We start from the raw sequence: 13,066 nt of genomic DNA on the forward strand, positions 1-13,066 counted from the left end.
CATGGGCGCTCAACGGAATTGAGTAATGCTTCCCGCTTTTGCGGCCAGTGAAGTCGACCACCATCAGCTGGTTGCGTGCTGGACCCGCCAACGGGGTGTGCAGCAGCATTTTCATCATCGGGTTGACGAGGCGCAGTAATGCCTCGGGTGGGTGCGATACGGTGATCGCGCTTGACTGTTCGGTCATTGCCTCACGCTAGCCCTCACGACGGGTTCCATGGGCGGTATCTCGGCCGCGGGGCGGCCTTTACTGCGTCTTGCAAAGCCGTTTCTGGCTCCGCGGATGGTTTGCTGGCGTAGCATAGCGGCGCCCAAGCAGTTGGAGGCGCGGATGACCAACACGCAAAGCCCGCCTGTCACTGCCGAAGGACTGCTGAAAGACGTCAAGGCTTTCTTCGATCACGGCGAATTCTTCCGCGCCTACGACCAGGCGACCGACGCGCTGGAGCTGTTTCCCGACAACGTCGGTCTCGCACATCGCGCGGTGCTCAGCCTGGCCAATGCCGGCGCGACTTCGCTTGCGCTCGAGAAGTACTACGAATTCGGCCTCGACAAGCGACCGGAGACCGACGCCCGCAGCTTGCTCGGCCGGCTGAAGAAGGACCAGGCCTTCGCCGAGACGGGCGAGGCGCGCGCCGCGTTGTTCCGCGAGGGCCGCGCACATTATGAAGGTGCCTTCCGCGCCGCCACCGACGCCGGCGACCCGCAGGCCTATTACCCCGCGATCAATGCCGCAACGCTTGCCCTGTTCGCCGGCGATACCGAGGCTGCTGACCGGCTCGCCGGCGACGTTCTCGACCTTCTGAAGCCGCGCATCGCGAATCTGGATGACGCTGCGCCCGACCGCTATTGGGTGCTGGCGACCGCACTCGAAGCGCATCTTGCGGCGGGTGATCTCGACGCGGCGGGTGGGCTGGTCGACCAAGTCGTCGCCGCAGCCGGCCATGACGACGCCGCGCTGGCCACCACCGGCCGGCAGCTTGAACGCATCGTCGCGGCGAAGAAGCTCGACCCCGGCGTGCTCGGTGCGTTCAAGCCACCGACCGTCGTCCATTTCCTCGGCAGCAATAAGCAGGCGACGACGACGGCGGCCGATATCACCGCGCTGCTCAAGGGGATTCGTATCGGCGCGGCCTACGGCTCGCTCGCCGCCGGCGCGGACATCTTGTTCGCCGAGGCGCTGCTCGAACGCGGCGTCGCGCTGAATATCGTATTGCCCTTCGGCACAGCTGATTTCATCGAAGAGTTAGTCCGCCCGGCGGGCGAGGACTGGGTCATGCGCTTCGAGGCCTGTCTCGCCGCGGCCAAGACCGTGCGCTTCGCGACGGAGGACGCGTATTTGGGCGACGATCAGCTCTTCCCCTACAGCAGCAGCCTGGCGATGGGTCTCGCCAGCCTGTGCGCCCGGCATCTGCATGCGCCGCTGATCCAGTTGGCGGTGTGGGACGGTGTCGTCGATGAAGGCGCGATCGTCGACACCGCCGCCGACATGAGCGCTTGGCGCGAGGCCGGCCATCCGGTCAAACTCGTGCCGACCGGTCAAGACGCGGATCTTGAGAAGCTTCCACCCTGGCACCGTCCGAAGGTTGCTCGCGGCCGACGCGACACGCGGGCAATGCTTTTCGGCGACATCCACGGCTTCAGCAAGCTGACCGACGCCCAACTGCCGCACTTCACCCAGGCGATCATGGGCACGTTGGGTGAGGTGGCGCGCGGCCACAAGCAGCACATCACCTTCGTAAACACTTGGGGAGACGGTATTTTCGTCGTCTTTCGCGATGCCGGCCGAGCAGCCGCTTGTGCGCTCGACATGCAGGACGCGCTGAGCGCCATCGACCTCACAGCCGCTGGGCTGCCCGACACGCTCAAGTTGCGCCTCGGCGGCCATCTCGGACCGGTCTACGAGCTCGACGATCCGATCACCGACCGGCCCAACTATTACGGCGCCCATGTCAGCCGCGCCGCACGCATCGAGCCGATCACACCCGAAGGCTGCGTCTACGTCACCGAGACCTTTGCGGCAATGTTGGCGCTGCACAACGCCGATCGGTTCTCCTGCGACTACGTCGGCAACACGGAGATGGCCAAGCATTACGGTCGGCTGCGCATGTTCTTGCTTCGGCGCGCGACCGACGGCAAAGGGCCGCCCGTGCTGGGCGATATCGAGCGCGCGGCGGGCTAGCGCTATTCCGCCTTCCGGCAGATCACAAGCGCCTCGACGTAGTCCCAGCGATAGCGGTCGGGGGCGTCCGCGACGCGCTGCTCGAGCTCTCCGAAGAACTCGGCGAGCAGGCCCGCAGCGCGGGCTTCGCCCTCGTGCGCAAAGGCACGCAGGAGGAGCGGCCCTCCCCACGCGGCCACGCTTAGGACGTATTCCCGCGCGAACACCGCGGGATCGTCGTGCCAGTAAGGGTTGTCGAGGCGGAACAGCTCGGCGCTCTCGAGTTCGAGGCCGGCGAAGCGCCCGCCGCCCGCCTCGAAGGGTGCCCGGAACTCGTCGATTGTGCGCGCCCAGACCGGAACGACGGCTGCGGCGACGGTGGCGTCGCTAATGCGGCCCGCGCGGCACCAATCGGCGAGCAGCGAGTTCATCTGCCCGATGATCTCGTCGTAGAGCCCGGTCCTGTGCGGGCATGGGGCGGTGGAGGCCGGGATCGCGGCGATAAACGACCCGCCCGGCGCCAGCTCCACCGCCCGCATCTCAAGCAAGCGCTCCCAATTCCGCGCAGCGGCGATGCGCCAGGCGCGGCGCTCGTCGTCGTTCACATGGTTGGGGTGGCCGGGGAAGATCGAACCGCTCACGGCCAGGTCGACGGCGTCGGGGACCCAGTGCATGCACGTCCCGGACACCGCGACGTGCACTGTGCCCGGTGGAAGGGAGGGCGCCTGGTGGAGGGGGATTCCGGCCATGGAGACGACCGTGGCGGGAGCTGAGTCGCGATCGAGCGCGCGCCGGCAGGCCTCGCCGTGGGTCTCCGGCATGGCGTAGTGGGCGCCCGTTCCGGCGTCGGCGACCTCGGGGCCGGCCTCGCCCGGCGCAGGGATCACGACCGCCGCCGAGCCGAAGGAGTCCCGCAAATGAGCGGCGGCGACGCCCCACGCGTTGGTCGGGAGATCGACGAGCGCGTAGATCAGCGGTCGGCCGGCGCGCAGGTCCGCGAGATCGCGGATGAGGCCGTGGGAGTTCACTCCATCGGCGGCGCCCAGATCGGCCACTCGCAGCACCGGCTCGTCCGTAAACCGTTCCGCGGCCGCCAGCACGGCTGGGTGGGTCGCCTCAAACGAGGCGCGCTGCGAAAGAGCATGCCGCGCATAGTCATCCGCCATGCTTGAGAGTTCAGGGCGATGTGCTGGCGTGGCGCGCCCGGCCCTATCGTCCCGCAAAACGATGTTCGCTCAGGGGACCGCAGCGGATATCGAAACGCTCCCGGACTGAGTCAAGAACACGGCGCTGGCGCTCGCGTTCGCGGCGGTGGGTTAGCACGAACCGCATCATGCCCGGCAAGCGGCGCGGCAGCGGGTACCACCTCTCGAAATCGAGGCCGTTCTCGTTGAACACGCGACTGGGGACCTTCTCGTAGATAAGGCTGAGGTTGTGCTGGACGAGCGCGAAGAGCACGTACGGGAACGCCACCGGTGCCGCGCGCCTCAGTTCCTGCCAGTCGACTTCGTAGAGCGGGATCTCACTGAGCTTGTCCAAGAACAGCAGGTGGCCCAAGAAGTACCCCATGAACGCAGGTAAGTGCAATATTGCCGACCGCACATTGATCGAAACGACTGCGCCACTGGGCGAAACGTACGGCTCGTACGGGTGTTCGCGGTCGAGTCCGAGGTATCCTGTGCAGTTGACGACCCAGCTGCCCGGTTCGATCGCCTTGGTCGATCCGCTCCGAAACACCAATTCGGTTGTGCCATGGCGATCGACAGCGTCCTCCAGGTAGTCCATGACGAGATCGTTGAGGCCGGCCGAGATGGTGCGGTTTTCGGCCTCAGACAGCACCCCGAGCACGAAGTTGCCCGCTTGCGGGGTCAAGAAGGTGCCGTAAGTGTTGCGAAACCACGATTGGACCTCTGCTTCGTTCGTGCCGTCGTACCGACGACCCATCTGCGCGGCGATGGTGCTCCCCGGCGTGCCTTTCCACCACCGCCGCGCGCCGCTCGGTAACAGGTGCTCGCGGCTGGAGAAGAATGTTCCTTGGCCGGCGACGAGGTTTACCTGGCGACCGGGGTACGTCGTGATCAGTGCGTGTGCGGTGTCCATCGCGGTCTTTCCGCCGCCGATGATCCACACCGGCGCAACGCTTTCGCTGATGTCGCCCGCCCGGACGTCGCAGTAGTCCGGCGACACCGAATGGACGCGTTTGCTCGAGATGGCGAGCGGTTCGTTCGGCGTGACTCCGATTCCGTAGGCTTTGATTAATCGCTTGGCCTCGACGACGAGTATCCGGCCGTCGGCAGCCCGACAGCGGACGCGCACGATTCCGTCCGCTTCTTCCTCCGACTCGAATTCCCAGCCGTAGTACTCGTCGACCTGGACGCTCTGCCTTATCACGTCGATGCAGTGCTGAAAATGGTCGAGCACCTCGTCTTTGGTCGCCAAGTGGCTGCGATCTTTGCCGAGCGTCCATTCGATGTTCCCCGCGGTGAACATGGGGTGCGGTTGGTGCAGTCGCACATAGGAGTACACGTCGACCCACATGCCGCCGACGCGCCCTCGACGATCAATCAGGATCACCTTTTGGTCCCGCGACAGGTATTGGCTCGCGGCGAACAAGGCGTTTAGACCGGCGATTCCGGCTCCGACGATGCAAGCGTCGCAGGTTTCCATCTGCGGCTGGGGTGCGGGCATCAGACCACCTTTCCTTGCAGAGGCGTCAAGTATGTGTCCGCACCGCGCTGCCGGGATCAGTAATCGACTACTTAATCACCTGCCGGGAGCATCAGCTGGGCGATATCGTGTTTGCAGCTTGCGAGGGCTTTCGCTAAAGGAGGCGTGAGTGCAGGGCACGCCGTTTGGGCGCTATCGCCTGGTGGAGTTGCTGGGCCATGGCGGCATGGGCGAGGTGTGGCGGGCCCATGACACCGAGACCGACCGGATCGTGGCCATTAAGGTCTTGCCTGCGCATTTGTATGAGGACGAGGAGTTTCAGCGGCGGTTCCGCAGGGAAGCCCACGCCGCCGCGCGCTTGAACAGCCCGCACGTCATTCCCATCCATAACTACGGCGAAATCGACGGTCGGCTCTACGTGGATATGCGCCTGATTGAAGGGCGCGACCTGCAGGCCGTACTCGCCGAGGGTCCCCTGGAGCTCGCCCGGGCGGTGCACATCATCGAGCAGGTCGCTATGGCCCTGCATGCCGCCCATGAGGTGGGTTTGCTGCACCGTGACATCAAACCCTCCAACATCTTGATCGATCGCAACGACTTCGCCTACCTGATCGATTTCGGGATCGCCCGGGCCGCCGACGAAACGCGAATGACCAAGTCCGGCTTCATGATCGGCACCTTCCAGTACATCGCTCCCGAGCGTCTAGGCACCGGAGCCGAGGATGCCCGTGCCGACATCTACTCGTTGGCCTGTGTGCTGTACGAATGCCTGACCGGAAATCCGCCTTTTGACGCTGACTCGATGGCACGCCTGGTTGCCGCACACTTGAGCACGCCGCCGCCTCGACCCTCGATCAACCGACCGGATGTGCCCCCGCGGATCGACGAAGTCATCGCGACCGGGATGGCCAAAGACCCCGATCAGCGGTATGCGACGACCATCGAGTTGGCCCGCGCCGCCCGCGGTGCCATCACAGAGCCCATTGCACGACCGACACCGGGTCCGGCGTTTCTCGCAGCGACGAAGGAGGCGGGCAATCGTCCCACCGCCGAGCCCGGGCTCGCCGCCACCCGCCAAAGCTGGCCGCCCCCCGGGCAACCCTGGCCCGCTGACCAGCTACGCCCTGAGCCAGTTTCGATCCCATGGCGGCGCCATCGCCGACCGGGCCTGATCGTCGCGATCGTCGCGGCCGTCGGTATCCTGGCCGCCGGCGTCGGCCTCACCGGCTATCTGCTCTGGCGGCCCGCCACCAACTCGCGGCCCTCCGCCGCCACCACCACCACCAGAACTGTCGCGGCGCCGACCACGACCACCCCGACCACCGCGACACCCGTAGCGGAGAGCGCGCTCCAGGGCCTGCTGCTCTACCCCGAACAACTCGACACCGTCATGGGTACCACCGGGATGACGCTCGTCGGGCCCAAGTATCCGACTTCGACGTTTGACAACACCAAATATGTGCCGGACAAGGCTTGCATACCCCAGTCCGATCCGGCGACAGCCACGGCCTTATCCGGCAGTAGCTGGACCGCCGTGTCCGGACAGGAGCTCAACGATCAGCCCGGCGGCAAACCGAATCATCGTGTCACCCAGTATGTGATTTTGTTTCCCTCCGCGCGGGATGCCGACGCCTTCTTCACCGCCTCGACCCAACAGTGGCCGACCTGCTCCAACCGGCAGTTCCACTTGACGGGCGAGGGCGTACCAGACAATGTGTGGACCGTGGGGCCCGTCTCTAACACCGACGGCGCCCTGAGCGCTCACAAAACCCTCGAGCCCGGCTATTGGGAATGGCAGACGTGTCAGCGGGCGCTGACCGTGGCCAACAATGTCGCTATCGATGTCAAGGCGTGCAGCCAAAATCAGTCCGACTCGCAGTCGGACGCCGGCGTGAACATCGCCCGTCAGATCGCCGCCAAAGTACCCACAACTTAGGGATGACGCGGCGGTTGGTCGAGGTAGCGGCGCGCGCCCCAGTAGTCCGCGCCCAGTCGAACCGGGGTGATGCGCACTGGTGTTGTCGAGTCGTAGGCCTCGATCATCTGGCGGTCACCGGAATACATGGCCACGTGGTAGATCGCGCCGGGGTTGTCGGGGTCGGTGCTGCCGTGCGAGTAGAAGAGCAGATCGCCGGGCTGCAGCGCGGATTTGTCGACGGGATGGCCCTGGCTGTCGGCGGCTTGCGCATCGGCGTCGCGCGGGAGGGTAATTCCGTGCACCTGGTAGATGGTGGAGGTGAAACCGGAGCAGTCGAACCCGAATCCGGCACGCCCGCCCCACAGGTAGGGAACGTTGACGAACGCGGTGGCGTACCGAACCAGATCGACTGCAGTGGGATGCGGTATGTCCGTGGGCTTGTCGTAGACCGCCACCGTTCGCGCATCCAGCCACCTCGGGCCGCGATCGGGGGTGGCCACCTCAACCGCCGTGTCGGTGTGGTTCAGCACGGGAAGCCTTGTGTTGGTGCTGATCTCGAGGTCGCGTTCGGAGAGTCCGGAATCGCGGTACAACCAGGTGGTTACGCCGCGATCGGCGAGCGCGAACGAAGCGCGGTCGTTCAGTGCATCGGTTGTCAACTGGGCCTTGGGAATCCAGCCGGGGTAGCCCTGTGCGTTCTTCGGTGTCGGCTGGCCGGGCACGAGTACTTCGTCCCAGTCGCCCTGCTGCCCGACCACGATGACACGGTCGCCGAACAGCGCCTGCGTCTGGGTGAGATTGTCCGAGGTGAGCGCTTCCTGCTGGGCCGGCGTCATATCCGACAGCCAGCCGCGAATATCGACCGGATTGGTCAGGGCGCGATGGTCGACCGGACGCGGGCTCTGCGGCGTGGTCCACACCGTGGCCACCGAAACGGCGACAAAGGTGCCGGGTGGCGTCGGACCGGGTCCCGTCGTCGCAGCCGGGCTCGTCGTGGCGCGGGGCCGCATCGGTGCGGGGCGGGCGTGATTGTCGCCGCCCGACGGTTTGCCCACAGTGCAGCCAGAAATGACGATCACCGCCGCGGCAAACACGACATACAACCGGCGCACTGCTCAGCCCAGGGCCCGGGCGGCCGCCGTAGCCACATCACCTCGCAGATACGCGATCGGAGGATCGTCGCGCGGATCGATCGCGCTCGTGAACAGGATGACGTAGGCATCCGAGCGGGGGTCCATCCACAGCGAGGTTCCGGTAAAGCCGGTGTGGCCGAAGCTGCCGATCGGAAAGATCATGCCGCGCGTTCCGGAATAGGCGGTATCGATATCCCAGCCGAAGCCCCGCAGGTTTTGTCCCCTGACCGCCGGGTAACGCGGAGCCAGCAGCGGATCGTATGTGTTTGGTGTCTTCGCGATGGCTTCTTGGGAGGCGTTGTTGGCTGCTTGGACTTGCTCGGGCGTATGTCCGGGCTGCTGGGGACTCGTCATCAACTCCAAAGTCTCTTGCTTCAGCGGAAACTTGCTCGGGCGGCCCGCAAGCCGATCGAGCAGCGCCTGCGCAAAGAGGCCGACATCGTGCGCCGTCGAGAACACACCGGCATGCCCGGCTACCCCACCCATGCGACGCGTCGTCGGGTCAAACACAACGCCCCGAAGCAGGAAATCGAAATCGGGATTCTTGGCTGGATCGCCTCTGCTTTCGTCGTCGTGCGTCGTCGGTGCGATGCGCGACAACAGGTTCGTGCTCCACGTGCCTGCAGGACAAGGTTCCGGCATGCCCCCTATTGGCGCGGGCGCCCAGGCAATCGCAGCTCCTCGCATCACATGTGGACCACATGCTTTGTCCGGCGGAAGGTAGCGGGTTTCGTTCATGCCAAGCGGCGCAAAGACATTCTGCTCAACGTAAACATCTTCAGCCTCGCCGGTGAGTTTCTCGATCAGCGCTCCAAGCACAATGAAGTTGATGTCGGCGTAGTTGAAAACCTCACCGGGAGACGACTGCAGCGGCGTGGTGAGCGCACGGTGAATGCCTTCGGCTTTGTCGGATCGGTCGAGTCCCCATGGATCCCCGAGGTTTACGTCTTCCGGTTCGCCTGACGTGTGCGTCAGCAACATGCGAAGCGTCACCTGGGCACGCTGTGCATCGTTGGCGGTGTTGAAGTCAGGCAAATACTTCTGCACGGGATCGTCGAATTGCACCTTGCCTTGTTCGTAAAGCTGCATGACCGCGGTCGCCGTGGCGAGGGCCTTCGTCACTGACGCGATGTCGAAGATGGTGTCCTCGGTCATCGGCTCCGCGGGTGCGGGCGATCCGTCGAGTCCCGGTTCGCCGGCAGGCTTGCGCAAGCCATACGCCTGATCGAAGACGACCTTGCCGGCATGCCCAATCACCACCACGCCACCTGGTGCCGTGCCTTTCGCAATCGCATCGTTCATCAGCTTGGAGACCATTGCGAAGTCCGGTGCGGGACCCGCATCGGGCGCCGGCCTAGGCGCGGGGGCCGCGACGGGTGCCGGCGTAGGCGGGGGAACCGCAACCGGCGGCGGTGTGGGCGCGGGGACGGCAACTGGCACCGGCGTTGCCTGCGCGATGTCTCTTACCGCTGTGTGCGCTGCGTGGCCACACGAGGAAATCGCCGCGAGGGTAAGCAAGGCAATTCCCATTGCCATTGCTTTTCGCACCGATGGCACCGTGCTCACGCCAACATCGTGTCACCACTAGCCAGCCAGCGTGGGCCATATCGCCGCTGCGATCCGGCGCGGCTGTTGAACCCTAAGGGTTTCGACGTGCCCCGCTGCGGGCGCGATCCTGCCTCGGTCCATGTGCGCCGGCGCGCTGGCCGCCGCGAGCAGGGCGGCGTCGCGGCCGAGCGGATGGGGCGCTAACAGGTTTGGCGGCCGGAGCCTGGTAGGGCGCGATGTCGCCGACCAGCTTGACGACGGGATCCGACGCAGCGGTGACCTGCTGCGGGCTGACGGCGATACCGGCTCTGCGCAAAAGCGCCGAAGCGTCTCTGCGTTGTTCGGGCAGTACGACGGTGACGACGTCGCCGGCGCTGCCGGCCCGTGCGGTGCGCCCGGAGCGGTGCAGGTACGCCTTGTGCTCGGCGGGCGGGTCCACGTGCACCACCAACTGCACCTCGTCGACGTGCACGCCGCGGGCTGCGATGTCGGTGGCAACCAACACCCGCGCGGTTCCCGCGGTGAAGGCGGCCAGGTTGCGGTCGCGGGCAGGCTGAGAGAGGTTGCCGTGCAAGTCAACTGAGGGCACGCCAGCTTCGGTGAGCTGACGGGCCAGCTTGCGGGCCTGATGTTTGGTGCGCATAAACAGGATTCGCCGACCGGTGCCAGAGGCCAGCCGGTGCACCAAGTCTTTTTTGGCGTCGTTGCCGGCGACATGAAAGACATGGTGGGTCATCTCGGGCACCGGCGAGTTGGCCTCATCGACGGAGTGCATCACGTGGTTGCGCAGGAACCGTTTGACGATCTTGTCGACGTCGTTGTCCAGCGTTGCCGAGAACAGCAGCCGCTGACCCCTCGCCGGCGTGGCAGCCAGGATTCGGGTGACCACCGGTAGGAATCCGAGGTCGGCCATGTGGTCGGCCTCGTCGAGCACCGTGATGTCAACTGCGTCGAGGCTGATAAGTCGTTGGCGCATAAGGTCGTCCAGTCGCCCGGGGCAGGCGACGACGATGTCGACGCCGGAGCGCAGCGCGGAAACCTGACGATTTTGTGGCACTCCGCCGAAGATCGTGGTGACCTTCAGGCCGTAGCGGTCGGCCAGCGGCGCCAGCGTTGCGGTGATTTGGGTTGCCAGCTCGCGGGTGGGTGCCAGCACCAGGCCGGTCGGCCGGGCGGGCTGCCGCTTGGCCGATGCGAGGCGGGCCACCAACGGAATTGAGAAGGCCAAGGTTTTGCCGCTGCCAGTTTTGCCGCGGCCCAGCACGTCTCGGCCGGCCAGCGTGTCGGGCAGGGTGTTGATTTGGATCGGGAAGGGTTCGGTGATGCCGAGGTCGGTGAGCGCACTGACAAGCGGTGCGGGCACGCCGAGGTCGGCAAAGGTTTGGGTAGTCACGGGTGTGCGGTGCCTTTCAGGCATCGGGTGTGCAAGCACAGATTGGCGAGATTGCCGGTGGGCAAAATCGATCGCCGCGAAAAGAGTTGGAGTGGAAATCCCAGACGGGGCATTTCACGACGTGTCGGCATCTTGTGACGCCAACGTTGATTGCGAGCCTAGCCCATGAGCGGGGCTTTCCGATCGCCGGAGCATCAGGGTGTGAGCAACGACACCAGCGCTGTCTCGGCCGCCGGGATTTGCGAATTTCGACCTTTTACGACCGAAAGTGGATAGCATTTGTTTGCTGGAACAGCAAAATGCTGTGGGGGCAGGGGGCAACATGACGATGAAAGTCAAGATCGTCGGCGTCTTCTCGATCTGCACTGCATGCGCAACGGCTCTGGGCGCCGTTGCTGGTTCTGCTGCGCGCGCCGACGATTTGGCGGCCGCGATCTACAGCGGCGTCAACCAGCTTCGCCAGACGTGCGGCGTGATCCGCGACGACCCGCGTTTGACGTCAGCGGCGCAACGGCAGGCCGACGACATGATGAATAACGGTGTGGGCGGCGGCCATATCGGTTCGGACGGCTCTTCACCGCTGACGCGTATCGCGGATGCGGGCTCCACCAAGCCCGACTACACGGGTGAGATCATCTACTGGGGCACCGGATCCCGTGCGACTGCGAGCGCAGCGCTCGACTGGTGGATGCAAAGTCCTGCACACCGAGCGGTCATCCTGGACTGCGGATTCACCGCCGCCGGCTTCGCAATCAGCTGGGACGGCAACAAGATGATCGCCGTCGGTGACTTCGCGGGTCCGTAAATGATTACTCTCGCACCTGGCGGGTGACTAGGCCTTTAGTGGACCGGGAATCGATGACGCACCGGGAATCGACTTGCTCACCTTCTCGTTCGTCGCCGTAGTAAAGGCGATACCCCTCGATGACCATATGGTCGCCGTCTGAGTCCTTGTGGGTGACACTCGTTGTGCCGTCCGCCGTTCGGGTGACGGTGAACCACTGACCGGACTCGGGATCTTGGATCGTGTCGCCCTCCTGGATCTCGGCCAGCGGCACCTGCTCTGTTACATGTTCCGAACTCATGACCCCAGGATTCTCCGGCCATCGGCACCGGTCAATCCCAGCTTTACCGCCCGCTGCCACTTAGCGGCCCGATCACCGGCGCATTGACCAGGAAACGGACGGCGCCGCTTTAATGTCCATCGCTCAACGGTCTGCGGTGCCGGACGCTGCAGTAGCTAATCACCCTTCCGCTACGTGACGAACGCGCGCAGGATGGAGGGGCCGCGATTTCATCAGGACGAGAAGGGAGCGGGCGATGAAGGCGAATGTCGGCGACTACCTCGTGGTCAAGGGCACCACCACCGAACGGCATGATCAGCATGCTGAGATCATCGAGGTGCGCTCTCAAGACGGTTCTCCGCCCTACGTGGTGCGTTGGCAGGTGACCGGGCACGAGGCGACGGTGTACCCCGGGTCTGACGCGGTGGTCGTCAGCGCCGCCGAGCACACCGAAGCCGCACGACGCGCTGCCGCGCGGGCCGGCCACGCCGCGACATAGCCGCACAGCGGCTCCGTGAGACTTGCTGGGCCAGAGCGCAATTCGACGACGGTCAACGTGTCTGCGAACGTTCGACTTCCAGGCCGCTGGCGTCGTCGGGGATCCGTGGCGGGTCCGAGGGCGTAGCGGCTTGGTCGTCAGGGCTCCCGGATGCTTCTGGCGTTGCTCGTTCCAGGAACCGGAGCAGTTCGACGGGGAAGGGAAGCACCAGGGTGGAGTTCTTCTCCGCGGCGACCTCGACCACGGTTTCCAAGAGCCGCAACTGAAGCGCAGCCGGGTGCACGGTCATCGCCTCGGCCGCTAGGGCCAGTTTTTCGGAAGCCTGCAGTTCGCCGTCTGCGGTGATCACCCGAGCGCGCCGCTCACGCTCCGCCTCGGCTTGGCGCGCGATCGACCGCTTCATCGAATCCGGAAGTACTACGTCCTTGATTTCCACGCGGTCGATGTGAACGCCCCAGCCCGCAGCGGGGCTGTCGATCATCAACTCGAGGCCCTGATTGAGGCCCTCGCGGTTGCTGAGTAGGTCGTCCAGGTCGCTTTTGCCGATGATTGAACGCAGCGATGTCTGCGCGACCTGGCCAATAGCGGACACATAGTTCTCTACGCCGACAACCACACGCACCGGATCCGCGACGCTGAAATAGATGACGGCATCCACCCGCACGGTCACGTTGTCGCGGGTG

11 protein-coding genes and 1 pseudogene are annotated in these 13,066 nt (G+C 65.1%); 4 read left to right on the forward strand and 8 right to left on the reverse strand.

The annotated features are described in order from the left end of the window. A pseudogene (locus WBF82_RS20870) lies at positions 1–187 on the reverse strand (hypothetical protein); the annotation flags it as partial. A gap of 30 nt (positions 188–217) precedes the next feature. Here WBF82_RS20870 and WBF82_RS20875 point away from each other — a divergent pair. Further along, positions 218–2,182, forward strand: a complete 1,965-nt coding sequence (locus WBF82_RS20875; protein ID WP_424384836.1) for an adenylate/guanylate cyclase domain-containing protein — start codon at positions 218–220, stop codon at positions 2,180–2,182. A gap of 2 nt (positions 2,183–2,184) precedes the next feature. Here WBF82_RS20875 and WBF82_RS20880 read toward each other — a convergent pair whose 3' ends face one another. Next, positions 2,185–3,327: a hypothetical protein gene (locus tag WBF82_RS20880; RefSeq protein ID WP_424384837.1), complete on the reverse strand. Its 1,143-nt coding sequence runs from the start codon at positions 3,325–3,327 to the stop codon at positions 2,185–2,187. A gap of 43 nt (positions 3,328–3,370) precedes the next feature. After that, entirely contained in the window at positions 3,371–4,849 is a 1,479-nt protein-coding gene (locus WBF82_RS20885) for an FAD-dependent oxidoreductase (RefSeq protein WP_424384838.1), read from the reverse strand. 148 nt (positions 4,850–4,997) lie between these two features. On the opposite strand from WBF82_RS20885, the gene WBF82_RS20890 reads away from it, so the two are divergent. Beyond that, positions 4,998–6,764, forward strand: coding sequence for a protein kinase domain-containing protein (locus WBF82_RS20890; RefSeq protein WP_424384839.1), 1,767 nt, complete (start codon positions 4,998–5,000; stop codon positions 6,762–6,764). Here the strand turns inward: WBF82_RS20890 and WBF82_RS20895 are convergent. From WBF82_RS20895 to WBF82_RS20905, 3 genes are all read right to left on the reverse strand, one after another. Beyond that, positions 6,761–7,840, reverse strand: a complete 1,080-nt coding sequence (locus WBF82_RS20895; protein WP_424384845.1) for an NlpC/P60 family protein — start codon at positions 7,838–7,840, stop codon at positions 6,761–6,763. The genes WBF82_RS20890 and WBF82_RS20895 overlap by 4 nt on opposite strands. Before the next feature lie 21 nt (positions 7,841–7,861). Then, entirely contained in the window at positions 7,862–9,409 is a 1,548-nt protein-coding gene (locus WBF82_RS20900; protein ID WP_424384846.1) for a serine hydrolase domain-containing protein, read from the reverse strand. 109 nt (positions 9,410–9,518) lie between these two features. Further along, complete coding sequence (locus WBF82_RS20905; RefSeq protein WP_424384840.1) at positions 9,519–10,844, reverse strand: DEAD/DEAH box helicase; 1,326 nt, start codon at positions 10,842–10,844, stop codon at positions 9,519–9,521. Between the two features lie 298 nt (positions 10,845–11,142). On the opposite strand from WBF82_RS20905, the gene WBF82_RS20910 reads away from it, so the two are divergent. Beyond that, positions 11,143–11,625, forward strand: coding sequence for a CAP domain-containing protein (locus tag WBF82_RS20910; protein WP_424384841.1), 483 nt, complete (start codon positions 11,143–11,145; stop codon positions 11,623–11,625). A 4-nt stretch (positions 11,626–11,629) separates the two neighbouring features. Here WBF82_RS20910 and WBF82_RS20915 read toward each other — a convergent pair whose 3' ends face one another. Beyond that, a complete protein-coding gene (locus WBF82_RS20915; RefSeq protein ID WP_424384842.1) occupies positions 11,630–11,905 on the reverse strand; it encodes a hypothetical protein in 276 nt (91 codons plus the stop codon). Between the two features lie 235 nt (positions 11,906–12,140). Between WBF82_RS20915 and WBF82_RS20920 the strand changes: the two genes are divergently transcribed. Continuing rightward, entirely contained in the window at positions 12,141–12,383 is a 243-nt protein-coding gene (locus tag WBF82_RS20920; protein ID WP_424384843.1) for a DUF1918 domain-containing protein, read from the forward strand. 52 nt (positions 12,384–12,435) lie between these two features. Here the strand turns inward: WBF82_RS20920 and WBF82_RS20925 are convergent. Further along, positions 12,436–13,066, reverse strand: a 631-nt coding sequence (locus tag WBF82_RS20925; protein ID WP_424384844.1) for an SPFH domain-containing protein, incomplete at its 5' end; no start/stop codon positions are given.

It is taken from the genome of Mycobacterium sp. (genome assembly GCF_049673265.1).
In the GTDB taxonomy this organism is placed as follows: Bacteria; Actinomycetota; Actinomycetes; order Mycobacteriales; family Mycobacteriaceae; genus Mycobacterium.